Source organism: Xylophilus sp. GOD-11R (assembly GCF_033546935.1).
In the GTDB taxonomy this organism is placed as follows: Bacteria; Pseudomonadota; Gammaproteobacteria; order Burkholderiales; family Burkholderiaceae_C; genus Xylophilus.
This window is the reverse complement of record NZ_CP137854.1, coordinates 4,626,814-4,650,497: the sequence shown is the minus strand read 5'-3', so window position 1 is coordinate 4,650,497 and position 23,684 is coordinate 4,626,814. Positions and strand designations below refer to the sequence as shown.

Sequence of the window (23,684 nt, the reverse complement as noted above, 5' to 3'; positions counted from 1 at the left end):
GTCGTCAGTCCAGGCGGCAGGCTTCGTCGAAGGCCAGCCTCGGCAGCCGGCCGAAAACCTTGGCCGGATCGCCGTGGCCGAGGTTGATCAGCAGGTTGGTCTTCCAGGTCGTGCCCTCGAAGAACGCGGCATCGACCTTGTCCTTCTCGAAACCCGACATCGGCCCCGCGTCCAGCCCCAGCGAACGTGCCGCCACGATCAGGTAGCCGGCCTGCAGGCTGGCGTTGCGGAAGGCGGTCTCGTGGGCGACGGCCGGGCTGCCGGTGAACCAGCTGCGCGCGTCGCCGTGCGGGAAGAGGGTGGGCAATTTTTCGTAGAACTCGCTGTCCCACGCGGCGATGACGGTGACCGGCGCGGTCATGGTCTTGTCGAGGTTGCCCTTGGACAGCGACGGCGCCAGCTTCTGCTTGCCCTCGGCGCTGCGAACGAACACGAAGCGCGCGGGCGAGCAGTTGGCAGAAGTCGGTCCCATCTTCACCAGGTCGTACAGCTGGCGAAGGGTGTCGTCGGTCACGGGTTCCGGCTTCCAGGCGTTCTGGCTGCGAGCCTCGGTAAACAGCGTGGCGAGCGCGGCGTCGTCAAGCATTGAGGGCATCGGTGGCTCCGGTTCGTTGTTCGCCTGCGCGCGCCGACAGAAAGCCGAGCAGCGACTGGTTGAATGCCTCGGCCTCGACGATGTTGTGCGCATGCGCGCCGTGCGGCATCAGCTCCAGCGTGGCACGCGGCAGGCCTTCGGCCAGGCGGCGCGACCGTGTCCACGGCACCAGCAGGTCGTCGCGTGCGGCGCTGACCAGCGTGGGCACGGCGATCTCGCCCAGCCGGGCGTCGACGTCGAAGGCGCGCAGCGCGGCGATGCGGGCGCGCATGTTGGCCTCGCCCGGAAAATGCGCGATGGCGTGCGCCACCTCGGCCTCGACGATGGCCGCGTTGTCGAGCGACCAGTCGGCCGGGTAGAGGAACAGCGGCTGCGCCTGCACGTAGGCATCGACACCGCAGGCGCCGAGCAGCGCCAGGCGTGCGTCGAAGCAGCGTGCCGAATGCACGTTGGGCGCCGACCAGGCGTTGATCAGCACCAGGCTGGCCACCCGCTCGGGCGCGTCCAGCGCCAGCTGCAGGCCGACCAGTCCGCCCAGCGCATGGCCCACGAAGTGGCATTGCGCGGTGCCGCTGGCGTCCATCACCTCGACGATGTCGGCCGCCATGTCGGCAATGGTGTAGCCGGCCTCCAGCGTGGCGGGACTGCGCCCGGTGCCGCGCTGGTCGTAGGCCACCACGCGCCAGCCGGCATCGACCAGCACCTGCGTCTGCGGCTTCCAGTAGTTGGCCGAACCGCCCAGGCCGGACGACAGCAGCACGCTCGGCGCGCCGGGCTTGCCGGTGCCCAGCACTTCATGGAACAAGGTCATCGCGTCAGGCCTTCTTGCCCACGTGCGCGATGGAGGCGATCTCCACCAGCGCGTCGGGCTTGACCAGGCCGCACTGGATGCAGAAGCGCGCCGGCTTCACGCCGGGAAAGTACTCGGCGTACACCGCGTTGACCTTGCCGTAGTCGGCCCAGTCCTTGATGAAGATCGAGTTGAAGGTGACATCGTCCATGGTGCCGCCGGCGGTGGTGATCACGCTCTTGATGGTCTCCAGCACGTGGCGGGTCTGCGCGGCGGCGTCGCCCACGTGCACCACGTTGTTGTCCTTGTCGAAGGGCAGGGTGCCCGACACGTAGACGATGCCGTCGGCCATGGTGCCGGGGACGAAGGGAGCGATGGGCGTGCTGGTGCCGGGCGGGATGATGGCTTCTTTGGGCATGGTCTTCGTTGCGGTTGGAGTGGAGGAACGAGAGAGAGAAAAAAAACGCGCTCAGGCGGCGACGGTGGTGCAGAAATCGTCCACGGTGGCGACCCAGCCGAAGAAGGTCTCCACGTTGTAGACGACCGCCTTCTGGATGGCGCTGCCGCCGAGCTCGTGGGTGGCGTCCTCGAGCATCACCGAGAAGTATTCGAGGTGGAAGGCGTCGCGCAGCGTCGATTCCACGCAGACGTTGGTGGCGATGCCGGTGAACACCAGGCTGCGCACGCCGCGCGAGCGCAGGGTGCTGTCGAGCGTGCTGTTGAAGAAGCCGCTGTAGCGCGTCTTGGGCACGACGATGTCGCCGGGCTGCGGTGCGCAGGCGGGAATCAGCTCGTAGTCCCAGCCGCCCTTGGCCAGGAACTTGCCGGCCAACTCCGGCTTCTTGCGCATGGTCTTGAGCGCGTTGGACTTGTACCAATTGGGCGAGCCCGGACCGCCGGCCTCGACGTACTGGGCGTCCCAGCCGTTCTGCAGAAACACCACCAGCATGCCGGCGGCGCGCGCCGCCTCGATCGCTCTGACGATGTTGTCGATGACGCTTTTGGCGCCCGAGATGTCGAAGCCCGCCGAATCCACATAGCCGCCTTCGGTGGCGTAGGCGTTCTGCATGTCCACCACGATCAGCGCGGTCTGCGTGGCCTGCATGGCGAAAGGCTCCGGCCGCGCCGGCAGCACCAGCGGATCGGGCGCGCCGGGCAGCCGCGGCGGGCCGACCGGAACGGTGGAGGTGATGGTCTGGTTCTTTTCGAGCAAGGCGGACATGGGTTCGGTCTCAGGCGGCGAGGACTTCGGACTTGACGGCGGACGGCACTGGCGTGTCGGCGCCGACGCGGCTTTTCATGAGCGGCTGGATATGTTCGCCGAAGGCGTTTACCCCTGCGACGAAGTCGTCGAAGGTGAGCAGCACGCCCTCGGTGCCGGGCACCTCGGCCATCTCGTCGAGCAGGCGCGCCACCGTGGCGTAGGAGCCGACGAGCGTGCCCATGTTGATGTTGACCGCCGAGGTCGGGTCGGCCATCTGGCGCACGTTGGTGTCGCCGCCGGACTTGGTGTCGACCGCCGCCTGGCCGCCGAGCCAGGCGATGGCTTCCTGGTCGGCGCCGGCCTTGTAGTGCTCCCACTTGGCGCGGGCGGCTTCGTCGGTCTCGTCGGCGATCACCATGGCCAGCACATAGGTCGACACGTCGCGGCCGGTCTTGGCGGTGGCCGCGCGCAGCTTCTCGGCCGACGGCGCGAAGGCCTTGGGTGTGTTGACCCCCTTGCCGAAGCAGAAGTTGTAGTCGGCGTACCTGGCCGAGAACTCCATGCCGGCGTCGCTGGCGCCGGCGCAGATCACCTTCATGTCGGCCTGCGGGCGCGGGCTGAGGCGGCAGTCGTCCATCTGGAAATGCTCGCCCTTGAAGTCCGATTTGCCGGTGGTCCACAGGTCGCGCAGCACCTGGATGTATTCCGACAGGTACTCGTAGCGGCTGGAGAAGAACTGGTCGCCCGGCCACAGGCCCATCTGCGAATACTCCGGCCGCTGCCAGCCGGTGACCAGGTTCACGCCGAAGCGCCCGCCCGAAATGGAGTCGATGGTGCTGGCCATGCGCGCCACGATGGCCGGCGGCATCACCAGCGAGGCGGCGGTGGCGAACAGCTTGATCTTGCTGGTGACAGCGGCCAGGCCCGCCATGAGCGTGAACGACTCTAGGTTGTGGTCCCAGAACTCGGTCTTTCCGCCGAAGCCGCGCAGCTTGATCATCGACAGCACGAAGTCCATGCCGTAGTGCTCGGCGGCGAGCGTGATCTTTTTGTTGAGTTCGAACGTGGGCTGGTACTGCGGTGCGTTCTCGGAGAGCAGCCAACCGTTGTTGCCGATGGGAATGAAGACGCCGACTTTCATGGAAAAGACCTCTCTGGTGCCGTCAGGAGCCGCGATCGCGGCGATGCGGCAAGCCAATGCATGCGCCGTGCCAGAGTGACTTTTCTATTGCATATCAATAACTTGAAGATTTTTTGGCTAGCGTGTTTGACCAAATGGTCCAATTCGAACCGGGCGGTCGCGTCTTTTCACGGCCGTGGTGCGTGGCTGGCGCGGATCTGGTGCGCGCCGGGCTCAGTCCGGTGCCTGCAGCCAGGGCCGGGCGCCATCGTCGAAGGCATGCAGGTCGCAGTTGGCGTCTTCCCCGATGCGGTCGATCACCACGAATGTCTGCTCCACGCCGAAGGCGATCAGCGGGTGGTGCCATACGCCACGCCGGTAGTTCACGCCCTGCCGGCCGTCGCTGACGAAGGCGCGGATGTTGCCGGCCGACGGGGTCTCGCCGGCCGGAGCCACCACGACCAGGAAGGGGCGCTCGTCCAGCGGCTGAAACGCCTGGCTCGACAGCGGATGGCGTTCCATCCATCGCAGCGCCAGCGGCAGCGCATAGGGCCGGGCCACGAACAGGCTGATGCCCGGCCGGCCGCCGGCGCTCTGCACATCCACCGTCGCCAGATCGTGAAAGCGTTGCACCTGGCCGTCGTTGATCGGGAAATGGCGCCGGCCGTCGGCCTGTATCACCTCGCCGAACGGGGCGAAGGCGGCGTCGGTCAAAGCTTGCGGGACGAGGGTCAGGTCATTCATGGGCGGACGTGGTCGGGCGGACTGTCGCGGACCATAACGTGTTCCCCGCGTCCGCGCGATTGACCCCCAACCGCGCCAGCTTGTATCGTGGCCGGCTCCAAGACCGAGACAAACAGCAGCCTTATGAAACTCGCTTCCATCGCCCTGGCCGCCGGCCTGGCATTCGCATCCGCCGCCGGCGCCCAGACTCCATCCGCCAAACCCATGCACGACGACTTCTTCTGGCTCGGCGAAATCAACAAGGCCTCCGCCGTCATCAACACCGACGAGGGCCTGCTCGACAAGTCCATGACGCCGCTGGTCTACCAGGGCATCTCCAAGGTGCTGGCCGATGGCGCCCAGCCGGGCGGCAAGCGGCCCAACCTGGTCATCACCTTCGAGCCGCTGCTGATCGAGGCCGCCGGCCCGCAGATCACCCTGCTGCACGCCGGCCGTTCCAGCCAGGACATGCTGGCCACCGTGCGCTCGGCCATCCTGCGCGGCGAGATGCTGTCGCTGGCCGAAGCCCTCAACAAGACCTCGGCCACCATGGTCAAGCTCGCCGACAAGCACCAGGGCACGATCGTGCCCAACTACACCAATGGCGTGGCCGCGCAGCCCAACAGCTACGGCCACTACCTGCTGGGCTTCGCCGCCGGCCTGGACCGCGACGCGCAGCGCATCCGCGAGGCCTATGCCCGCATCGACCGCTCGCCCATGGGCACGACGGTGCTCAACGGCACCAGCTGGCCGCTCGACCGCCAGCGCATGGCCGGCTACCTGGGTTTTTCGACCACGGTGGAGAACGCCTACGACGCCGCGCAGATCTCGGCGGTCGACCAGCCGGTGGAGGCCGGCGCCATCGTCCAGGCCATCGCCCTGCATGCCGGCACCTTCATCGAGGACGTGATGACGCAGTACGCGCAGGCGCGCCCGTGGATCCTGCTGCAGGAAGGCGGCGGCAACACCTACGTGTCGAGCGCCATGCCGCAGAAGCGCAACCCCGGCCTCCTCAACTCCACCCGCCGCGACGCCTCGCAGGCGCTCACGCTCGGCATGGGCGCGACCCTGCAGGCGCACAACATCCCGCCGGGCATGCAGGACCCGAAGGAGGTCCGCAACAACACCGCCATGGTGCGCAGCGCGGTGCTGGTGCTCAACAATTGGGACCGCATCCTCAACGCCATGGTGATCGACCCCGACCGCGCGCTGGAGGAGCTCAACAGCGACTGGACCGCCTCGCAGGAACTCGCCGACGTGCTGATGCGCAAGTACAAGCTGCCCTTCCGCGTAGGCCACCATTTCGCGTCCGAGGTCGTCGAATACGCCAAGGCCAAGGACATCAAGCCGCTGGCCTTCCCCTATGCCGACGCGCAGCGCATCTATGCGGACACCGTGAAGGGCTCGGATTTCCCGCCCGCACTGCCGATGTCCGAAGCCGAGTTCCGCTCCACGCTCGACCCGGTCGCGATCGTGAAGAACCGCCGCACCGCCGGCGGCCCGCAGCCCGAGGAAATGGCCCGCATGCTCAAGACCGCCCAACAGCGCATCGCCGACCAGGATGCCTGGATCAAGGGACGCCGTACGCAGATTTCGGCCTCGCTGGCGCGGCTGGATGCGGACTTCGAGAAGCTGGGGGCGGTGGGACGCTAGGCCTGACAGAAGTGGTCGTCGTCCGCACGCGCTTTGCGGAAATGATGCGCCTGGATCAGCTGAAGAATATGCCGTATTTGCTATAAAAAAACGTCGGTGCTACTCTGGAGGCCGATTATTCAATAGCAAATACGGCATGAAAGAGCTTCCTGAATTGGGCGCGGCGGTCGCCGGGCTGAGGCGCGAGCGCGGTATGACACAGCGCCAGCTCGCCGAGTTGTCGGGGCTCGGCCAGTCCACGCTTGCTCGTTTCGAATCCGGCCGCGTGGCGGAGTTCGGCTCGCGCAAACTGCTGAGGCTGATGGAAGTACTGGGCGTGGAGTTGAGCTTTGTGCCCGTCAACCATGTCTTCACGCTGGACGACGCGCTGGCCGAAAAACAGCGATCTGCGGCCCTGCGGGGCCGGGGTGCCGTATGAGCCTTCATGTCTTCGTGCACGATCGCCCGGTCGCGACGCTGGATTCGACCGACGGTTTTCGACATGTGATGACCTATCACGATGCGGTCGATGAGGCGGAGTTCGTCTCCCTGCAGATGCCGGTGCGCACCGAGTCGTACGCCTACCCGGACCTGCACCCGATCTTCCGGATGAACCTGCCCGAAGGCTTTCTGTTGTCGATCCTGCAAGAGCAATTGGCGCCCCAGGTCGGTGCTTCACCTCTGAGCCTCCTGGCGGTGGTCGGCCGCAATGCCATCGGCCGCATCAAAGTGGCAGCGCCGGGTGCCAACCCGACCCAGCCGCCAGTGCCTTTCGAGGTTCGCAGCATCCTGCGGGGCGACAACTCGGAAGAGGCCTTCGTCGATCTGGTGCGGCGATATGCAGCGTCCGGCGTTTCGGGCGTGGTGCCCAAGTTCCTGTCGCCCAATACCCTGGGCCGACACGGCAAGGCCACGTTGGCGATGAACCGCTACATCGTCAAAGGCACGACGGCTCGGCTGCCCGGTGTCGCGCTCAATGAGCACCTGTGCATGGAGGTGTCGCGCAAAGCCGGCATCGCTTGCGCCATGACTGAAGTCTCGGACGACGGCCAGGCGCTCGTCGTGCATCGCTTCGATTTCGAAGACGACGGCGTGCGGCGCAAGGGTATGGAGGATCTCTGCAGCCTGCTTCTGCTGCGACCGGAAGAAAAATACCAGGCGACGTGGGAGCAGGTGAGCGGCCGGATCAAGGCAATCGTGGCAGATCCTGCGCAAAAGAATGCAGCCCTGTCGCAACTCGCCGACATGCTGCTGCTGACCTACGCATTGCGCAATGCCGATTGCCACACCAAGAACATCGCCTTGCTTTACTCCGGCCGCGACGACATCGTGTTGGCGCCGGTCTACGACATGCTGACCACCTCGGTCTACGACGATTACGCCAAGAACCCACCCGGCATGTCGGTGGAGGGGCGTAGCACCTGGAAGCCCGGTAAATCGTTGGAGCTTTTCTTGCAGCTGCGATGCGGTGTCTTGCCAAGTGAGACCAGGCAACGGGTGGAGCGAATCTGCGACGCCATCGTTGCCGTCATGCCGCAAGTGTTGACGACGATCGAACGCTATCCGGCATTCCGGGAAACCGGCAAACGCATGCTGCACGCCTGGAACGAGGGCATGAACAGCCTGCGTCTGCAGAAGGCGTGGAGCTTGCCCTCGCTGGATGCGCCGATCGCGCAGGCCGGGCTCTCGGACATCGCGCCGAGGGTCAAGCCGGAGGTGGAAAAGGTCGGACGATCCCCTTTGCTCGGGCGCCGATGAAATGCCACTGCCTCAACTAGCGGGCCTCAAAACTTGCGACGGCAGGGTTTGCGTGCGGCCAAGCATCGAGCCGACGAGGCTTTCGGTCAGCTCCAGCTGGCGGTGCACGCCGCCGTTCATCAGGCGCAGCAGGGCGCCGAGCTGGCGGCGGTCGACCAGCAAATCGTCCGCGTCAGGATGGGGTTCGATGAGCGTTTCCAGCCCGACATAGGCGCCGAGCAAATCGCGGAGCTGGGCGATTTCGGTCGCGGCGTCGCGGGCGAGGGAGACAAGCGTTTGGTCAGCCATGATGGCCTTTCGAAGTTGTGATGGCAAAGGCCACCGCACCCGCTTCCAAACGAGGGCGGCGGCTCGAGCAGGTTGGAAGACCGGACAACTCGCGCAAACCGGCAGGACTTTCGTCCTCCTGTCCGAGCCGCCATAAACAGGGGCACGAACGGCAACGCTGCAACTCGCCGGTGGCGAGCTGCAGCGTTGCGTCTGTGAGTTGTTCGGGCTTCCAAACCCGGCTGCGTCCCGATGCACGCAGCGCGCGAATTGTAGGTGCCGCCGGTCGGCGATCCCGCCGGCCTTGCGGCTACCGCCGCCTCAGACCGCCACCACGGCCCCCGGCATCCGCTCCCGCAGATACCCCATCGCCCGGGCCGCCCGCGCCGTCTGCGCCCATTCGGCGCGGTGCACGAACCACAGCATGTCGACGACCGGCTGCACGCATTCGATGACGCGCAGCGAGGTGGCGCCCGCGAAGGCCTGGCCGGCGTAGCGGGGCAGCACGGTGAAGCCCAGGCCGCGAGCGACCGGCTCCAGGATCAGGCCGATCTGGTTCACATAACCGTGGCAGGGCAGGGTGTGCACGCCGGGGTTGCCGGGGAAGTGGCGCGACAGCAGCCGGGTCGCCATGGCCCGGCCGTCCGGGTGGTCGATGAAGCCGAGCGTGACCAGGTCTTCCCAGCAGTCGGCGCGGGCGCCGCGCGGCAGCACCAGTTGCAATGGCTCTTCGACGAAGGGCGAGGTGGCGATGCGGCCGTCTTCCGGGCGGTAGGTCATGAGGCCGAGTTCGTCGGTGCGGCCCAGCACCGCGTCGAGCACGTCGCGGTCGGGCGCGAAACGATGGCGCACCACCAGGCCGGGATGCTCGGCCTGCAGGTCCAGCAGCAGCGGGTAGATCGCCAGGCCGATGCTGCCGGGCGTGACCAGCGTGAGCTCACCCGTGGTGGCTTCGTTGTCGATCAAGCGGCATTGCAGCCGCTGGTCGGCCTGTTCCAGCTCGGTGCAGTAGCGCAGCAGCGCGTCGCCGGCGGGCGTGAGCTCGACGCCGCGCGGCCGGCGGATCAGCAAGGGGCCGAGTGCCTTTTCCAATTGCCGGATGTGCTGGCTGACGGCGGCCTGCGTCAGCCCGAGCCGGTCGGCCGCACGGGTGAAGCTGCCGGCGTCGGATAGCGCCACGAAAGTCTTGAGCCAATGCGGGTGAAGCATTACGAAGTCTTATCGAAGTAATAAGGAGTTGATGGTTTTCATTATGACTACGGCTGCCTAGACTGGCCAGCCTCGTTTCACTCTTCTGGTTTACCCGTGCCCCATCTCTTTTCCGAGTTCAAGCTCAAGGACGTCAGCCTGCGCAACCGCATCGTGGTGCCGCCGATGTGCCAGTACAGCGCCGTCGACGGCCTGGTCAACGACTGGCATTTCGTGCACTACCCCAGCCTGGCGCGCGGCGGCGCCGGGCTGGTGATCGTCGAGGCGACCGGCGTGTCGCCCGAGGGCCGGATCACGCCGGGTTGCCTGGGCATCTGGAACGACGCGCAGGCCGAAGGCCTGGCCCGGGTCGCGGCCAGCATCAAGGCCGCCGGTGCGGTGCCGGGCATCCAGATCGGGCACGCCGGCCGCAAGGCCAGCGCCCACAAGCCTTGGGAGGGCGACGACCACATCGCCCCGGGCGACCCGGCCGGCTGGACCACGATCGCGCCTTCGGCCGTGGCCTACGGTGCCAACCTGCCGCAGGTGCCCGAGGCGATGACGCTGGAGGACATCGCCCGCGTGAAGGCCGATTTCGTGGCTGCCGCGCGCCGCGCGCGCGACGCCGGCTTCGAATGGCTGGAGCTGCATTTCGCGCACGGCTACCTGGCGCAGACCTTCTTCTCGGCGCAGACCAACCAGCGCGACGACGCCTATGGCGGCAGCCTGGAAGGCCGCTCGCGCTTCCTGCTCGAAACGCTGGCGGCGGTGCGCGAGGTGTGGCCCGAGCGCCTGCCGCTGACCGCGCGTTTCGGCGTGATCGAGTACGACGGACGCGACGAGCAGACGCTGCAGGAATCGATCGAGCTGGTGAAGGGCTTCCGGCGTGAAGGGCTGGACCTGCTCAACGTGAGCGTGGGTTTCTCGTTTCCGGGCACCGCGATTCCCTGGGGACCGGCCTTCCTGGCGCCGATCGCCGAGCGGGTGGCGCGCGAGACCGGCCTGCCGGTGGCGTCGTCGTGGGGCATCGACTCGCCGGCCATCGCCAACCAGGCGGTGGCCGACGGCAAGATGGACCTGGTCATGATCGGCCGCGCCCACCTGGCCAATCCGCACTGGCCTTCGCAGGCGGCGATGCAGCTGCAGCAGGACAAGCCCACCTGGCTGCTGCCGGCGCCGTACGCACACTGGCTGGAACGCTACCGCGTGGCGCAGTAAGACCCTGTACGGGCCGTGCTTCAGCGGCGCAGCACGCGGCCGGCGTGCACGTCCTGCGCCGCGCCGTCGGCAAAGGCGGTGCGGCCGTTGACCCACACCCGGTCGATGCCGGCACTGAGCGCGCGTGGGTCGGCGAAGGTGGCGCGGTCGCCCACCGTGGCCGGGTCGAACATCACCAGGTCGGCGGCATGGCCCGGCGCGATCAGGCCACGGCCCGGCAGGCCGAGTTCCTGCGCGGTGAGGCCGCTCATCTTGTGCACCGCGAGTTCCAGGCTGAAGAGCTTCTCCTCGCGGGCGTAGTGCCCGAGCACGCGCGGGAAGGTGCCCCACAACCGGGGATGCGGGTGCTCGTCGTGCGGCATGCCGTCGGAGCCGACCATGGTCTTGGGGAACGCCAGGATCCGCCGCACATCGGCCTCGTCCATCATGAAATAGATGGCGCCGGCGGGCATCAGCCGCTCGGCGGCCTGCTCGTCGCTGCAGCCCATCTCGCGGGCGATGTCGGCCAGGGCGCGGCCGGCATGCTGCGGCATGGTGGTCGACCAGCTCACCAGCACCGACGAGGCACGCGCCACGAACTCCGGCCGCAGCACGGTCGAGGAGGCGTTGTAGGGGTAGCAGTCGATCGACACCGGCTGCTTTTCCATGGCCGCGGCGATGCGCTTGAGCGTCTCCACCGAGCGGCCGTGGTTGGCCACACCCGCGAGCTTGTGGTGCGAGATGAGCACCCGCACGCCCAGGCGGCGGCCGATCTCGAAGGTTTCGTCGAGCGCATCGAGCACCTTCTCGGCCTCGTTGCGCATGTGCGTGGCGTAGAGCGCGCCGTGCGCACGCAGCGGCTCGCCCACGGCCACGATCTCGTCGGTGCTGGCGTGCCGGGCCGGTGGGTAGAAGGTGCCGGTCGACAGGCCCCAGGCGCCGGCGTCCAGCGCGTCGGCCAGCAGCCGCTGCATCGCGTCGCATTCGGCGGGCGTGGCGGTGCGCTCCAACTGGTCCATGGTGTTGGCGCGCAGGCTCAGATGGCCGACCAGGCAGACGGCGTTGACGGCGGCCCCCTCGGCGTCGATCGCCTGCAGGTAGTCGGCGAAGCGCGGAAAACGCAGCCACTCGGGCGTGGCGATCAGGTCCAGCGGCGGCGGAATGGCGCCGCGCACCGCGCCCGGCGCCAGGCTCAGGCCGCAGTTGCCGGTGACCACCGTGGTCACACCTTGCGAGAGCTTGGCGTCCATGGCGCCCGGCGTGAGCAGGGCGCGGTCGTCGTGGGTGTGCACGTCGATGAAGCCGGGCGCCAGCACCCGGCCGGCGGCGTTCAGGCGCTCGCGGCCGGCGGTGGGCAGGGCGCCGACGGCGGCGATGCGGCCGTCGGCGATGCCGACATCGGCGACGAAGCCTGGCGCGCCGCTGCCGTCGACCACGGTGGCACCGGCGATGACGAGATCGAATTCCTGTGGGGCGATGGTGGCCATGGCGTCAGGCCGCTTTCACCAGTTCGGCCGAAGCGGCGCGCTGCGCCAGGCGCGCTTCGAGCCGGTCGGTCAGGCGCTGCAGCTCGGCCAGGTCGGTGGCGTCCAGCACCGGGCCGGGGCGGCGAACGTAGGCGCTGCGGATCGCGCCACGGCGGCGCAGGGTTTCCTTGCGCAGCGCCAGTCCGATGCCGTACTGGAACTCGTGGCGCAGCAGCGGCAGGTACAGGTCGAACAGGTCTTCAGCCTCGTTGGGCTTGCCCTGGGCGAACAGCGCGCAGACCTGCACCAGCATTTCCGGATAGGCGAAGCCGGTCATGGCGCCGTCGGCGCCGCGCAGCATCTCCTGCGGCAGGAACAGCCCGCCGTTGCCTACCAGAATGCTCAGCCGGCGGCGCCCGGCGGGCTCGCCCTGGCGGCGGATCTGCGAGAGCTTCTTCAGGCCCGGCAGGTCCTCGTGCTTGAACATGACCACCTGCGCGAACTCGTCGACCAGGCGGTTGACCACCTCCACCGAGGTCCAAGTGCCGGTGCTCTGCGGAAAGTCCTGCAGGCAGACCGGCACGTCGGGCCCGAGCAGGCGGATCACACTGGCGTAGTAGCCATAGACCTGGTCGTCGGTGCGCAGGCCGGGCGTGGGCGCGAGCATGACGCCGGCGGCGCCCAGGTCCATGGACATGCGCGCCATGCGCTCGACCTGCTGATGCGCGGCATGGCTCACGCCGACGATCACCGGCACCCGGCCGGCGACCCGGCGCAGCACGCGCTGGGTGAACAGCCGCGACTCCTCGTCGGTGAGCTTGGGCGCCTCGCCCATCATGCCCAGGATGGTCATGCCGGAGACGCCCTTGTCGAGGTAGAAGTCGACCAGGCTGTCGGTGCTGTCGAGGTCGAGCGCGCCATCGTCGGTGAAGGGCGTGGCCGAGATGATGTAGACGCCGGAGGCGCTTTCGTCGATGCGGTTTGCGGTGCTGTTCATGGTGCGGGGGCGGTGAATCGGGTCAGAGGCTGGTGTGGCGCGCGACCAGGCCGGCGCGTGCGCTTTCGAGGTGGCGTCGCATGGCACTGCGGGCGCTTTCGGGGTCGCGGGCGATGAGGGCCTGCAACAGCACGATGTGCTCTTCGATGCCGGGCCCGAAGCGGTCGGGCGCGCCGTTCTGGTCGAAGGTGCGGGCCTTGATGCGCAGGTCGTGGATGGTGCGGGCCATCAGCTGGTTGCCGCTGGCCTGGGCGATGGTGTCGTGCACCAGGTTGTCGATGCGGTGATTCTCGTCCTTGCCGGTGTCGCCGGCGGCGCGGTGCGCTTCGAGCTGGGCGATGACCGACCGTGCGACCTGGGCGTCGATGCGTGTCGCGGCCGAGGCGGCGGCCTCGCCTTCGAGCAGGGTGCGCATCTGCAGGATCTCCAGGTACTGGCGCAGCGTGGGCTCGCGCACCATCAGCTGGCCGCGCGCGGTGCGCACCGCGAAGCCGCCGCCGATCAGCCGGCTCATGGCCTCGCGCAGCGGGGTGCGCGAGATGCCGAGGGTGGCGGCGAGCGCGCGTTCCTGCAGCGGCCGGTCGGCGGTGAGGCGGCCGAGCTGGATCATCTCCAGCAGCGCGTGATAGGCCTCGTCGGCGAGGTCCGGCGATTCGCTGGCAGCGGGCGGGGCGAGGTCGTCGACGCGCGCGGTGCGGGAGGTCGCCGGGCTTGCGTTGATTGCGGCCGTCGCGTTGATCGCGGTCGTCATGCGGCGGCGAACTCCATCGCGTCGTCGGCATGGAAGCCCCAGGCCAGCGCCTGGCCCGGGCGGCGCTCGGCTTCGGCCAGGCCGGTGGGCGCGTAGGCCACGACGGTGCGGTCCTGCGACTCGATGAACACCTTCCAATGCAGGCCGCAGAAGGTGGCGGCGAGTACCCGGCCTTCGTGGCGCAGGTCGGCCGGTTGCAGCGCGGCGCCCAGGCGCACATGTTCGGGCCGCACGGCGAGCCGGCGCGGTCCCTGGTCGACGAAGTTGCATTCACCCAAAAAGCCGGCGACGAAGGCCGACCCGGGACGGCGGTACAGCGCCTCGGGCGCGCCGGCTTCCACGATGCGGCCCTGTTCCATGATGACGATGCGGTCCGACAGGTTCATCGCCTCGTCCTGGTCGTGGGTCACGAAGACGACCGTCAGGCCCAGGTCGTGGTGCAGCTTCTTGAGCTGCAGTTGGATCGCCTGGCGCAGGTTCTTGTCGAGCGCGCCGAGCGGTTCGTCCATCAGCAGGATGTCGGGCGTGAACACCAGCGCGCGGGCCAGGGCCGCGCGTTGCTGCTGGCCGCCGGAGAGGGCGCCCGGCAGCCGGTCGGCCAGCGTGTTCATGCTGACCAGTTCCAGCGCCTCGCCGACCTTGCGGCGCACGTCCTCGTGGTTGAGCTTGCGCATGCGCAGCGCGAAGGCCACGTTGTCGAACACCGTCATGTGCGGGAACAGCGCGTAGTTCTGGAACACCATGCCGATGTTGCGATCGGCGATGGGCGTGCGGGTCACGTCGCGGCCGGCGATGCGCACCGCGCCGGTGTCAGGCGCCTCGAAGCCCGCGATGATCTTCAGCAGCGTGGTCTTGCCCGAGCCCGAGGCGCCGAGCAGGGTGCAGAACTCGCCGCGGGCGACCGACAGGTCGACCTCGGGCAGCGCCAGGGTCTTGCCATAGGACTTGCGGATGCCGGTCAGCACCAGGTCCTTGCCTTGGCGCTCGGGGCGCGGATTCCGGGCTTGGGGCGACGCGTGGGTGGTGGATGCGTTCATGTCGGGCTCAGGGGTTCTTGCGGCGCAGCAGCAGATTGGCCAGCAGGATCAGGGCGGTGGCGGCGATCAGCAGGCACGAGGCCGAGATCACCGTCGGATCGAAGTCGTTGCGCACGCCCTCGTACATCAGCTTGGGCAGGGTGCGGTTGCGGATGGTGGTGAGGAACAGCGCCATCACCACGTCGTCGAAGGAGGTGACGAACGCGAAGACCGCGCCGCCAATCAGGCTCGGCAGCAGCGCCGGCAGCATCACCAGGCGGAACATCGTCGGCCAGCTCGCGCCCAGGCCGAGCGCGGCCAGTTCCAGGCTGGAGTCGAAGCTGCGCAAGGCGGCGCGCACGGTGATGTAGACATAAGGCGCGGCCAGCACCGTGTGGCCCAGGATCACCGCCACCGAGTTGGCCAGCCAGCCCAGCGGCGCGGTCAGGTAGAACAGCGCGACGGCGGTCACGATGGCCGGCACCGCCATCGGAATGACGAACAGCGCGTCGAGCCAGCCGGCGAAGGACGACTTCATCTTGTGCACGCCGATGGCCGCGCTGGTGCCCAGCAGCGTGGCCAGCGCGGTCACCGCCAGGCCCACCTTCATGCTCGAGAAGAAGGCGTTCATCCACTTCGATTCCTCGAAGAAGTTTTCATACCAGCGCAGGCCGTAGTGGGCGGGCGGAAACATCGGGAACTCCGAGGTGCCGAAGCTCATCGGCACCACGATGAGGATCGGCAGCACCAGGAAGATCGCGCAGGCGATGCCCGCCACCGCGCTCACCCGGCCACCCGGTGTGCGGCGGGCCACGGCCTGGGCGCTGCCCTTGCCGCCGGAGCCGCTGATCAGCTTGTCGAGCCCGAACAGGCGGTTGAACAGCCACATCGACGCCAGCACCGTCACCAGCAGCACGCCCGACAGCGCGCCGGCCAGACCCCAGTCGAGCTCCTCGGTGATGTTGTGCGAGATCAGCTCGGCCACCATGCGCTGGCCCGGTCCGCCCATGAGCGAGGGCGTGATGTAGTAGCCCACCGCGTTCATGAAGACGATGATGCCGCCGGCCACCACGCCGGGGCTGGTCAGCGGCAGCACCACCTTGCAGAAGATGGCCACCGAGCGCGCGCCCAGGCTCTGCGCGGCCTGCACCAGCGTGCCGTCGAGTGCGCGGAAGGAGGCGTAGAGCGGCAGCACCACGAAGGGCATGAGCACATGGGTCATGCCGATCATCACGCCGGTGAAGTTGTAGAGAAAGGCGATCGGCTGGTCGATGAAGCCGACGCCGGTCAGCAGCGCGTTGAGCGGGCCGTTCTTGCCCAGCAGCGCGATCCACGCCGAGGTGCGCACCAGCGCACTCGACCAGAAGGGCAGCAGTACCGCGAAGAACAGCAGCCGCGCGATGCGCGGGCTGACGCTGGCCATGAGGTAGGCCAGCGGGTAGCTCATCACCACGCACGACAGCGTGACCGCGATCGCGATGGTGAAGGTGTTGCCCAGCACGATGCGGTAGATCGGCGCATCGAGCATGTGGTGGAAATGGGCCAGGCTGGGCTGGCCGTCCTGGAAGAAGCCTTCCTTCATCAGGCCCGCGATGGGCCCGACGAAGAAGAGCAGCAGAAATACCAGCAGCGGCGCAGCGGCGAGCAGCGCCGCGCGGTTCCACCGGCGCGGCCGGCTCGCTGCGGCGCCGGCCGTCGCGGACGGTGCCAGGGGAAGGGCGGTGCTGTTCATGGAGCGTCGTCGCCGTGGGGGATCAGCGGGCGCGGATCGCGTTGTAGCGCTCGACGATCGCCGGGCCGTTCTTCTCCCAGAACTCCGAGTCCATGAAGATCGCGCGCTTCAGGCGCTCGGGCGTGGAAGGCAGGCGCTGCTTGCGGGCCTCGTCGATCATCGGGAACGCCAGCTCGGTCGTCGGACCGTAGGCGATGTACTTGCTGAACTCGGCCTGGTTCTTGGGCACCGTGATGAAGTTCAGCAGCTTGATCGCTTCTTCGCGGTGTTCCGCGCCCTTGACCAGCGCCATGTAGCCCACCTGCGCGACCGAGTCGCCCCAGCCCATGGAGATGGGCAGGCCCGAATCCATGCCGGCCTGGAAGCGGCCGTTCCAGCCGAGCGCCATCACCACTTCGCCGCTGCCCAGGGCATTGACCGGCTCGGCGCCGTTCTTCCACCACATGGCGATGTGCGGCTTGATCTTCTCGATCTGCTTCATCGCGCGGTCCACGCCGGCGGGGGTGGCCAGCACCTTGTAGACGTCTGCCGGCGGCACGCCGTCGGCGATGAGCGCGGCTTCGAGCACGGTGGACGGGTCGTCCTGCAGGGTGCGCTTGCCGGGGAACTTGGTCACGTCCCAGAAGTCGGCGAAGGTCGATGGCTGCGGCTTGCCGGCGGGGAAGGCCTTGGTGGAGAAGCCGATGTTGGTGGCGAAGATCTCGGTGGGCACGCCGTAGTCGTTGCGGGCGCCGGGAATCACGTTCTTCTGGTCGACCATGTCGGGGGTGATCTTCTCGAACACGCCGAGCTTCACGCCGCGCGCCAGGCGGGCGCTGTTCTGGCTGGTGACGTCCCAGGCGACCGACTTGGTGTCGATCATGGCCTTGATCTTGGCGACCTGCGGGTCGGTGTCCTCGTTGATCTTGATGCCGGTTTCCTTGCTGAAGGGCTTGAGCCAGGCGTCGCGGATGGCGGCCTGGTAGGCGCCGCCGCCGCTGGCGAAGTTCAGTTCGGCGGCCTGGGTGGCGGCAGCCATCAGGACGGTGGCGGCGGCCAGGGCGCTGGCCAGCTTTTGCAATTTGCTCTTCATGAACGGTTCCGCGAGTGGTTGGGTTTTGGGGCGGCGCTGGGCTTCGGGTTAGCGCCGTCGACCGGTGGAATGCAGGATGCATGCCATTGGTATACCAACTGTGATCGGGTTGGGCTTTTCGCTTGGGAGCGGGGTTTTTATTGGTGATTCGGTGCTGAGGAGCGCACCGATTTGTTGCGCTGGTGGGGGCGGGTCACCCTCTTGGTGCGGCGTTGGGCTGCCGCTCTTGGCTCTTGTTCTTTTCTCTGCGGGGGGTCGATTTGGGGGGGTGGTCTTTTGCTGAGCGGGCTCTTCTTTTTTCTTTTCTTCTACTGGTTCGTAGGGTGGAGCTGGGGGCTTGCGCGCCCCCAGACCCGCGGTAACTGATACCTTGTGGGCCAGCTTCCCTTCGCGCGAAGGAGGCCCGTTGCGGTGACCCTGTGCGGTAACTTGGGATCAGATCCTGCAAGAAAGACTGGTGCACGGTGACGGATTCGACGTCGTAGCTCGAACGGTGTCTTGGGGCGCCAGCGGCCCGCGCGGGCCGCTGGCTGACCCCGCGTATCAGGTTGGGAGAGTCGGATAGCGTGCGTTTTTGCGGAGTCACGGCGATGAACTCTCAAGTGGGCGTGGATGTCAGCAAGGCCAAGCTCGATGCGGCATTGCTCAATGAACAGGGCAAGTACAGGACGAAGGTTTTTGCCAACACGGCGGGCGGTTGTGCGGCCTTGCTCGACTGGTTGGCCGCACACGTTGCGGGCGGCATCTCGCAGGTGCATGTCTGCATGGAGGCCACCGGCACGTACCACGAGCTGCTCGCGCTCGCGCTTCATGACCGGGGTGTTCTGGTCTCGGTAGCCAACCCGATGAAGGTCAAGCGCTTCATCGAGGTGGAGGGCACGCGCAACAAGACCGACAGTGCGGACGCCAGGAGCCTGGCGAGGTTCTGCCGGATGACGCGGCCTGAGGCGTGGGAGGCGCCGAGCAAGGCGGTGCGGGAGTTGCAGGCACTCGTGGCGCGACTGGACACGCTGCAGCAGATGCGCCAGAGCGAGCTCAATCGCCTGGACGTGGCGCACGGTGCGGTGCAGGCTTCGCTGCAGGAGATGATCGAAGTGCTCACGAAATCGATCGAGGAAGTCCAGCGCAGGATCCGCCGGACCATCGACGACGATCCCGATCTTCAAAGGCGTGACGGCCTGCTGCAGAGCATTCCGGGCATTGGAGAGCGGACGGTGGCGCAATTGCTGGCCTACATCGGACGTCCCGAACGGTTCAAGTCGGCCAAGGCGCTGGCGGCGTATGCGAGTGTCTCGCCGTTGATCAGGCAGTCGGGCACATCGCTCAACAAGCATCACGGCACGCATGCGCAGGGGCATCGAGAACTGAAGAAGGCGCTGTACTTCCCGGCCATGACGGCCAGCCGCTTCAACCCGGTGATCAAGGCCTTCAGCCAACGTCTGAAGGCGCAGAACAAACCCAACAAGGTCGTTTTGGTGGCGTGCATGCATAAGTTGCTGGCGATCGCTTTTGGCGTACTTCGATCGGGAAAACCGTTCGATCCGAGCCTGGCTTGCTCGGCCAGGGCTTGACGATCAACACGGTGTCTTTCTTTTCTGGCAAAAAAGAAAGTCACCAAAGAAAGTTGCCTGGAAGACGAGCTCGAGGCTCGGTCGGGCCATTGCTTCGCTCGGCCTAGGGAATGTGCCTTCGAACGCTCTAGCGGCAACAGTTTGGACAAGGGTCGATCCAGAGCCATGGCCCCGCTTCGCGGGTCAAGGCTGAGAGGGTAAGAACAGGCGACCGCACTGGCGGCGCGCGCAGGCGCCATGCGAAGTGCCCTGGCGGAATACTGGGCGTGGCGCTCGAACATCGACCCGAAGCAGCGCACAAGCGGGTGGGCCATCAAGGCGTGACCTGGACCACGGTGCGCAGCGCGCGCGGCGATCGAATCAGCGCGGCCCCCTCACCGTGCTCAGTGCGGTCGCCTGTCCTTACCCTCTCAGCCCCGACCCTGCGAAGCAGGGGCAGAGGCACTGGATCGACCCTTGTCCAAACTGTTGCCGTTAGAGCGTCCCGAAGGCACATTCCCCAGGCCGAGCGAAGCGATGGCCCGACCGAGCCTCGAGCTCGTCTTGGCGTTTCTTTGGTGACTTTCTTTCCGAGGAAAGAAAGTCACCGCGGGTCTGGGGGCGCGCAAGCCCCCAGCTCCACCGTCGGCAAAGAGAAGAAAAGAAGAAAGAAGCAGCCAGCTCAGAAAAGAGCAAAGTCCACAAGCCGCCTCGGCAGAAAAACAAAATCCCCCAAGCCATGACCCAAGTCCGCGTAGGCACCGACCTGGTGGAAATCGCCTCCATCGCCGAATCCTGCGACCGCTTCGGCCGCCGCTACCTCGAGCGCATCTTCACCGACGCCGAGATCGCCTACTGCGAGGCCGGCGGCACCGAAATGGCCCAACGCCTGGCCGCACGCTTCGCCGCCAAGGAAGCCTGCATGAAAGTGCTCCGCCCCCCGGACGGCGGCATCCCCTGGCGCTCCATCGAAGTGGTCAAGATGCCCGGCGGCTGGTGCGAGTTGCATTTGCACGACGCCGCCCGGCGCTTGGCCGAGGCCGGTGGCCTGACCCATTTTTCCGTGTGCCTGAGCCACGAACGCTCGGCGGCCGTCGCGGTGGTCGCCGCCACAGTGACGAACTGATCCGGTCGACTTCGAGTGCAATCGCTTGCTGGCTGGAATAGACTCCGCGCAGTAAGCAAACGTTATAAGTGCGCTTGAGATTTACCGGGATAAGAAATTGAGCACCACCGACGACATCCGCCAGATTCTCAAGGACCACGGGCGCCTGTCCGCCGACGTCGCCACGCTGGCCGAAGACAGCGACCTCTACCAGGCGGGCCTGACCTCGCACGCCAGCGTCAACGTGATGCTGGCGCTCGAAGGCAAGTTCGACATCGAGTTCCCGGACCGCATGCTCAAGCGCGGTGTGTTCGGCAGCATCGCGGCGATCCGCGAGGCGATCGAGGAACTGACGGACTGAGCGCCCCGCGCTCGCCCACCGTCGCACCGCCATGAGCCAGGACTCCAAGCAGGGCGCCGCCGTCGCGCTCGCCCACCGCATCGGCAGCGAGATCTCGGCGCTGCATGCGGCCGACGTGGACCGCAACGCGCGCTTTCCCGCCGAATCCATCGCCGCGCTGAAGGAAGCCAGGCTGCTGTCGGCCCTGGTGCCGGTGGAGCTCGGCGGCATGGGCATGGGCATGCTGGAACTGACCGCTGTTTGCACCGCGCTCGGCCAGTACTGCGCGGCCAGCGCCATGGTGTTCGCCATGCACCAGATCCAGGTCGCCTGCGTGGTGCGGCACGGCCTGGGCTCCGAATACTTTCGCGACTACTGCCGTGAACTCGTCGAGCGGCAACTGCTGATCGGCTCGATCACGTCGGAGGTCGGCATCGGCGGCGACACCCGTTCCAGCATCTGCGCGGTGGAAGTCCACGGCGACGAATTCGTGCTCAACAAGGACGCGACCACTGTCTCCTACGGTGCGCACGCCGATGACCTGCTGGTGACCTGCCGGCGCGACCCGGGCGCCGCCCGCAGCGACCAGGTGATGGTGCTGGCGCGCAAGGGCCAGTTCACGCTGGAGCAGACCTCGCAGTGGGACACCCTGGGCATGCGCGGCACCTGCAGCCCGGGTTTCCGTTTCCGCTCGCGCGGGCAGGCGGCGCAGATCCTGCCGGGCGACTACGCCGATTCGTCGAGCCAGACCATGGTGCCGTACTCGCACATCCTGTGGTCGGGCCTGTGGCTGGGCATCGCCACCGACGCCATGTCGCGTGCGGCGGCCTTCGTGCGGGCGGCGGCACGGCGCGATCCGGGCACCATGCCGCCGACCGCGCTGCGCCTGGCCGAGCTCTCCAACACGCTGCAGTCGATGCGCTCCAACGTGCACGACGTGGCGCGCGAATGCCAGGAGCTGCAGGCCAGCGACGCGGGCAACGAGTCGCTGCTGACGATCGGCTTCGCGCTCAAGATGAACAACCTCAAGATCTCCTGCTCCACGCTGATGGTGCAGGTGGTGCACGAGGCGCTGCTGATCTGCGGCATCCAGGGCTACAAGAACGACAGCAAGTTCAGCCTGGGCCGCCATCTGCGCGACGCCCATTCGGCCCAGCTGATGGTGGGCAACGACCGCATCTACGCCCGCAGCGCCTCGATGCTGCTGGTCTACAAGGACACCTGAGAGTTCCATGCAGTACGACTCCAAATCGCTTTACGACGGATTGGTCGCCCACGGCCTGATCGTGCCTTCGGGCGAGCCCGGCGTGTTCGGCCGCAACGCCGTCTTCGAGGACGTGCTGGAGCGCTTCAACGCGCTGGTCGGCCGCGTGGCCGAGGCCGACGGCGCGGAGAAGTTCACCTTTCCGCCCACGCTCGCCCGTGGCGTGTTCGAGAAGAGCGGCTACATGAAGTCGTTCCCGCAGCTGGCGATGGGCGTGGTGAGCTTCTGCGGCTGCGCGTCCGACCATCCCAAGCTGGTGCAGCGCATCGCCGACGGCGAGTCCTACGACGACCTGATGGCGCGGACCGGCGTGGTCCTGATTCCGGCCGCCTGCTACCCGGTCTACCCCAGCTTCACCGGCACGCTGCCGGCAGGCGGGCGGCTGGTGGACATGACGCACTGGGTGTTCCGCCACGAGCCATCCGACGAGCCGACCCGCATGCAGGCTTTCCGTGTGCGCGAGTTCGTGCGCGTGGGCTCGCCCGACGAGGTGCTGGCCTGGCGCGACATGTGGCTGCAGCGTGGCCTGGATCTGCTGCGCTCGCTCGGCCTGCCGGCCAACGAAGAGGTCGCCACCGACCCCTTCTTCGGCCGCGTCGGCAAGATTCTCGCCAACGCGCAGCGCGAGCAGAAGCTCAAGTTCGAAGTGGTGGTGCCGGTGATCTCCGAAGAGAAGCCAACCGCGGTCTGCTCCTTCAACTACCACCAGGACTACTTCTCCAGCACCTTCGAGATTCGCCAGTCCACCGGCGAACTCGCGCAGACCGCCTGCCTGGGCTTCGGCCTGGAGCGCGTCTGCATGGCGCTGTTCAAACACCACGGCTTCGACCCGGCCGCCTGGCCCGAGGACGTGCGCGCACAGCTCTGGACCTGACGCGATGAGCGCCACCCTGCCCCTGGAAGAAGCGGCGGTCGCGGCCTCGCCCGCCGCCTGCGCGGTGGTGCCGCTGTCGGCTGCCGACTACCGCGTGCACCCGCTGCACCGCGAAGACCAGGCCTGGGTGCAGAAGAACTGCTATGCCGACGTGTGGATCGAGGCGCTGCACGCGCTCGGCCTGCAACCCGAGGCGATGCTGGGCTTTACCGTGGCGCTGGGCTTCGAGGGCGACCAGTGGACCTTCTTCAAGCCACCGCACCGCGACCTGCAGGAGGTCTACGGCATCGAGGTGGAAGAGCTCAACGTGTGGCGCGGCAACATCCTCGACCATGCGCTGCACCACGTGGCCGAAGGCAAGCTGGTCATCACCGAGGCCGACGCCTTCTGGATGCCCGACACCGCCGGTACCGACTACCGCGAGCAGCACACCAAGAGCACCATCGTCATCAACGCGATCGACCTCGCGCAGCGCCGGCTCGGCTACTTCCACAACGCCGGCTATTTCGAGCTGTCGGGCGACGACTTCACGCACCTGTTCCGGCTCGGCTACGCGGACGATCCGGCCTACATGCCCTTCTTCGCCGAGTTCGTGCGGGTGGACCGGCTGCGCCGCCCGCCGCATGACGAGCTGGTGACCACCTCGCTGCGCCTGCTGCGCTCGCACCTGCAGCGCCTGCCCGCGCACAACCCGATCGAGCGTTTTGCACGACGGTTCCCGGACGACGTCGCCTGGCTGCAGCGCGAGGGCCTGCCCTTCTACCACCGCTACGCCTTCGCCACGATGCGCCAGCTCGGCGCCAACTTCGAGCTGGCGGCCAGCTACCTGGACTGGCTCTCGGGCGCTGGCCAGCCGGGCCTGGGCGTGGCCCGCGAGGCGTTCCAGGAGATATCGGCCGGCACCAAGGCGCTGCTGCTCAAGACCGCCCGCGCGGTGAACAACGGCCGCGCCATCCAGTCGCAGGAACTGCTGGAGGGCATGGCCCGCGCATGGTCCACCGGCACCGACAGCCTGCGGCGGCTCTACGGCTGATCGAGGCGGC

General features: G+C 67.3%; 24 protein-coding genes. 10 read left to right on the top strand and 14 right to left on the bottom strand.

The features are described 5' to 3' along the window. Positions 1 to 4 precede the first annotated feature (4 nt). The 6 genes from R9X41_RS21375 to R9X41_RS21350 form a co-directional block, all read right to left on the bottom strand. Positions 5 to 595, bottom strand: a complete 591-nt coding sequence (locus tag R9X41_RS21375; protein ID WP_318632451.1) for a malonic semialdehyde reductase — start codon at positions 593 to 595, stop codon at positions 5 to 7. Next, positions 579 to 1,406 (bottom strand): pyrimidine utilization protein D, encoded by an 828-nt coding sequence (gene rutD, locus R9X41_RS21370; RefSeq protein WP_318632450.1) that lies wholly within the window; start codon positions 1,404 to 1,406, stop codon positions 579 to 581. The genes R9X41_RS21375 and rutD overlap by 17 nt, the downstream gene beginning before the upstream one ends. A 4-nt stretch (positions 1,407 to 1,410) precedes the next feature. Then, positions 1,411 to 1,803, bottom strand: coding sequence for a pyrimidine utilization protein C (gene rutC / locus R9X41_RS21365; protein ID WP_318632449.1), 393 nt, complete (start codon positions 1,801 to 1,803; stop codon positions 1,411 to 1,413). Positions 1,804 to 1,854: 51 nt separating this feature from the next. Then, positions 1,855 to 2,607 carry a pyrimidine utilization protein B gene (rutB, locus tag R9X41_RS21360; protein ID WP_318632448.1) on the bottom strand — a complete coding sequence of 251 codons (753 nt, stop codon included), beginning with the start codon at positions 2,605 to 2,607 and terminating at the stop codon, positions 1,855 to 1,857. Between the two features lie 10 nt (positions 2,608 to 2,617). Then, entirely contained in the window at positions 2,618 to 3,730 is a 1,113-nt protein-coding gene (gene rutA / locus R9X41_RS21355) for a pyrimidine utilization protein A (RefSeq protein ID WP_318632447.1), read from the bottom strand. 213 nt (positions 3,731 to 3,943) lie between these two features. After that, entirely contained in the window at positions 3,944 to 4,453 is a 510-nt protein-coding gene (locus R9X41_RS21350; RefSeq protein ID WP_318632446.1) for an ureidoglycolate lyase, read from the bottom strand. 123 nt (positions 4,454 to 4,576) lie between these two features. Here R9X41_RS21350 and R9X41_RS21345 point away from each other — a divergent pair, with 123 nt between their 5' ends. From R9X41_RS21345 to R9X41_RS21335, 3 genes are all read left to right on the top strand, one after another. Continuing rightward, on the top strand, positions 4,577 to 6,085 hold the full coding sequence (locus tag R9X41_RS21345; protein ID WP_318632445.1) for a lyase family protein: 1,509 nt from the start codon (positions 4,577 to 4,579) through the stop codon (positions 6,083 to 6,085). A gap of 136 nt (positions 6,086 to 6,221) precedes the next feature. Then, positions 6,222 to 6,503: a helix-turn-helix domain-containing protein gene (locus R9X41_RS21340; protein WP_318632444.1), complete on the top strand. Its 282-nt coding sequence runs from the start codon at positions 6,222 to 6,224 to the stop codon at positions 6,501 to 6,503. Beyond that, a complete protein-coding gene (locus R9X41_RS21335) occupies positions 6,500 to 7,822 on the top strand; it encodes a type II toxin-antitoxin system HipA family toxin (protein ID WP_318632443.1) in 1,323 nt (440 codons plus the stop codon). The genes R9X41_RS21340 and R9X41_RS21335 overlap by 4 nt, the downstream gene beginning before the upstream one ends. A gap of 12 nt (positions 7,823 to 7,834) precedes the next feature. Here R9X41_RS21335 and R9X41_RS21330 read toward each other — a convergent pair whose 3' ends face one another. Further along, complete coding sequence (locus R9X41_RS21330) at positions 7,835 to 8,110, bottom strand: hypothetical protein (RefSeq protein ID WP_318632442.1); 276 nt, start codon at positions 8,108 to 8,110, stop codon at positions 7,835 to 7,837. Positions 8,111 to 8,410: 300 nt separating this feature from the next. Then, on the bottom strand, positions 8,411 to 9,298 hold the full coding sequence (locus R9X41_RS21325; RefSeq protein WP_318632441.1) for a LysR family transcriptional regulator: 888 nt from the start codon (positions 9,296 to 9,298) through the stop codon (positions 8,411 to 8,413). 96 nt (positions 9,299 to 9,394) lie between these two features. On the opposite strand from R9X41_RS21325, the gene R9X41_RS21320 reads away from it, so the two are divergent. Further along, a complete protein-coding gene (locus R9X41_RS21320; RefSeq protein ID WP_318632440.1) occupies positions 9,395 to 10,495 on the top strand; it encodes an NADH:flavin oxidoreductase/NADH oxidase in 1,101 nt (366 codons plus the stop codon). A 20-nt stretch (positions 10,496 to 10,515) separates the two neighbouring features. Here R9X41_RS21320 and R9X41_RS21315 read toward each other — a convergent pair whose 3' ends face one another. The 6 genes from R9X41_RS21315 to R9X41_RS21290 are packed head-to-tail and all read right to left on the bottom strand — an operon-like array spanning position 10,516 to position 17,508. Continuing rightward, entirely contained in the window at positions 10,516 to 11,961 is a 1,446-nt protein-coding gene (locus R9X41_RS21315) for an N-acyl-D-amino-acid deacylase family protein (RefSeq protein WP_318632439.1), read from the bottom strand. Between the two features lie 4 nt (positions 11,962 to 11,965). After that, positions 11,966 to 12,937, bottom strand: coding sequence for a dihydrodipicolinate synthase family protein (locus tag R9X41_RS21310; protein ID WP_318632438.1), 972 nt, complete (start codon positions 12,935 to 12,937; stop codon positions 11,966 to 11,968). 22 nt (positions 12,938 to 12,959) lie between these two features. Further along, positions 12,960 to 13,688 carry a GntR family transcriptional regulator gene (locus R9X41_RS21305; RefSeq protein WP_318632437.1) on the bottom strand — a complete coding sequence of 243 codons (729 nt, stop codon included), beginning with the start codon at positions 13,686 to 13,688 and terminating at the stop codon, positions 12,960 to 12,962. Then, positions 13,685 to 14,725: an ABC transporter ATP-binding protein gene (locus R9X41_RS21300; protein WP_318632436.1), complete on the bottom strand. Its 1,041-nt coding sequence runs from the start codon at positions 14,723 to 14,725 to the stop codon at positions 13,685 to 13,687. Before R9X41_RS21300 ends, R9X41_RS21305 begins: the two co-directional genes overlap by 4 nt. Before the next feature lie 7 nt (positions 14,726 to 14,732). Further along, on the bottom strand, positions 14,733 to 16,436 hold the full coding sequence (locus R9X41_RS21295; RefSeq protein WP_318632435.1) for an ABC transporter permease subunit: 1,704 nt from the start codon (positions 16,434 to 16,436) through the stop codon (positions 14,733 to 14,735). A gap of 22 nt (positions 16,437 to 16,458) precedes the next feature. Beyond that, positions 16,459 to 17,508 (bottom strand): ABC transporter substrate-binding protein, encoded by a 1,050-nt coding sequence (locus R9X41_RS21290; protein WP_318632434.1) that lies wholly within the window; start codon positions 17,506 to 17,508, stop codon positions 16,459 to 16,461. A 590-nt stretch (positions 17,509 to 18,098) separates the two neighbouring features. Between R9X41_RS21290 and R9X41_RS21285 the strand changes: the two genes are divergently transcribed. The 6 genes from R9X41_RS21285 (at position 18,099) to R9X41_RS21260 (ending at position 23,674) form a co-directional block, all read left to right on the top strand. Continuing rightward, positions 18,099 to 19,079 (top strand): IS110 family RNA-guided transposase, encoded by a 981-nt coding sequence (locus tag R9X41_RS21285; protein ID WP_318630940.1) that lies wholly within the window; start codon positions 18,099 to 18,101, stop codon positions 19,077 to 19,079. A 718-nt stretch (positions 19,080 to 19,797) separates the two neighbouring features. Beyond that, positions 19,798 to 20,184, top strand: coding sequence for a holo-ACP synthase (gene acpS / locus R9X41_RS21280; RefSeq protein ID WP_318632433.1), 387 nt, complete (start codon positions 19,798 to 19,800; stop codon positions 20,182 to 20,184). A 97-nt stretch (positions 20,185 to 20,281) separates the two neighbouring features. Continuing rightward, positions 20,282 to 20,524, top strand: coding sequence for an acyl carrier protein (locus R9X41_RS21275; RefSeq protein WP_318632432.1), 243 nt, complete (start codon positions 20,282 to 20,284; stop codon positions 20,522 to 20,524). 31 nt (positions 20,525 to 20,555) lie between these two features. Then, entirely contained in the window at positions 20,556 to 21,728 is a 1,173-nt protein-coding gene (locus tag R9X41_RS21270) for an acyl-CoA dehydrogenase family protein (protein ID WP_318632431.1), read from the top strand. A gap of 7 nt (positions 21,729 to 21,735) precedes the next feature. After that, on the top strand, positions 21,736 to 22,641 hold the full coding sequence (locus R9X41_RS21265) for an amino acid--[acyl-carrier-protein] ligase (RefSeq protein ID WP_318632430.1): 906 nt from the start codon (positions 21,736 to 21,738) through the stop codon (positions 22,639 to 22,641). Positions 22,642 to 22,645: 4 nt separating this feature from the next. Continuing rightward, positions 22,646 to 23,674 carry a DUF1839 family protein gene (locus R9X41_RS21260; protein ID WP_318632429.1) on the top strand — a complete coding sequence of 343 codons (1,029 nt, stop codon included), beginning with the start codon at positions 22,646 to 22,648 and terminating at the stop codon, positions 23,672 to 23,674. Positions 23,675 to 23,684 lie beyond the last annotated feature (10 nt).

Excerpts from the sequence above, each read along its gene's own strand:
- R9X41_RS21290 (WP_318632434.1), bottom strand. The coding sequence starts at position 17,508 with ATGAAGAGCAAATTGCAAAAGCTGGCCAGCGCCCTGGCCGCCGCCACC.
- rutD (WP_318632450.1), bottom strand. The coding sequence starts at position 1,406 with ATGACCTTGTTCCATGAAGTGCTGGGCACCGGCAAGCCCGGCGCGCCG.
- R9X41_RS21295 (WP_318632435.1), bottom strand. The coding sequence starts at position 16,436 with ATGAACAGCACCGCCCTTCCCCTGGCACCGTCCGCGACGGCCGGCGCC.
- R9X41_RS21300 (WP_318632436.1), bottom strand. The coding sequence starts at position 14,725 with ATGAACGCATCCACCACCCACGCGTCGCCCCAAGCCCGGAATCCGCGC.
- R9X41_RS21330 (WP_318632442.1), bottom strand. The coding sequence starts at position 8,110 with ATGGCTGACCAAACGCTTGTCTCCCTCGCCCGCGACGCCGCGACCGAA.
- rutB (WP_318632448.1), bottom strand. The coding sequence starts at position 2,607 with ATGTCCGCCTTGCTCGAAAAGAACCAGACCATCACCTCCACCGTTCCG.
- R9X41_RS21340 (WP_318632444.1), top strand. The coding sequence starts at position 6,222 with ATGAAAGAGCTTCCTGAATTGGGCGCGGCGGTCGCCGGGCTGAGGCGC.
- R9X41_RS21265 (WP_318632430.1), top strand. The coding sequence starts at position 21,736 with ATGCAGTACGACTCCAAATCGCTTTACGACGGATTGGTCGCCCACGGC.
- R9X41_RS21260 (WP_318632429.1), top strand. The coding sequence starts at position 22,646 with ATGAGCGCCACCCTGCCCCTGGAAGAAGCGGCGGTCGCGGCCTCGCCC.
- R9X41_RS21310 (WP_318632438.1), bottom strand. The coding sequence starts at position 12,937 with ATGAACAGCACCGCAAACCGCATCGACGAAAGCGCCTCCGGCGTCTAC.
- R9X41_RS21335 (WP_318632443.1), top strand. The coding sequence starts at position 6,500 with ATGAGCCTTCATGTCTTCGTGCACGATCGCCCGGTCGCGACGCTGGAT.
- R9X41_RS21270 (WP_318632431.1), top strand. The coding sequence starts at position 20,556 with ATGAGCCAGGACTCCAAGCAGGGCGCCGCCGTCGCGCTCGCCCACCGC.
- R9X41_RS21305 (WP_318632437.1), bottom strand. The coding sequence starts at position 13,688 with ATGACGACCGCGATCAACGCGACGGCCGCAATCAACGCAAGCCCGGCG.
- rutC (WP_318632449.1), bottom strand. The coding sequence starts at position 1,803 with ATGCCCAAAGAAGCCATCATCCCGCCCGGCACCAGCACGCCCATCGCT.
- R9X41_RS21375 (WP_318632451.1), bottom strand. The coding sequence starts at position 595 with ATGCCCTCAATGCTTGACGACGCCGCGCTCGCCACGCTGTTTACCGAG.
- rutA (WP_318632447.1), bottom strand. The coding sequence starts at position 3,730 with ATGAAAGTCGGCGTCTTCATTCCCATCGGCAACAACGGTTGGCTGCTC.
- R9X41_RS21325 (WP_318632441.1), bottom strand. The coding sequence starts at position 9,298 with ATGCTTCACCCGCATTGGCTCAAGACTTTCGTGGCGCTATCCGACGCC.
- R9X41_RS21315 (WP_318632439.1), bottom strand. The coding sequence starts at position 11,961 with ATGGCCACCATCGCCCCACAGGAATTCGATCTCGTCATCGCCGGTGCC.
- R9X41_RS21350 (WP_318632446.1), bottom strand. The coding sequence starts at position 4,453 with ATGAATGACCTGACCCTCGTCCCGCAAGCTTTGACCGACGCCGCCTTC.
- R9X41_RS21285 (WP_318630940.1), top strand. The coding sequence starts at position 18,099 with ATGAACTCTCAAGTGGGCGTGGATGTCAGCAAGGCCAAGCTCGATGCG.
- R9X41_RS21345 (WP_318632445.1), top strand. The coding sequence starts at position 4,577 with ATGAAACTCGCTTCCATCGCCCTGGCCGCCGGCCTGGCATTCGCATCC.
- acpS (WP_318632433.1), top strand. The coding sequence starts at position 19,798 with ATGACCCAAGTCCGCGTAGGCACCGACCTGGTGGAAATCGCCTCCATC.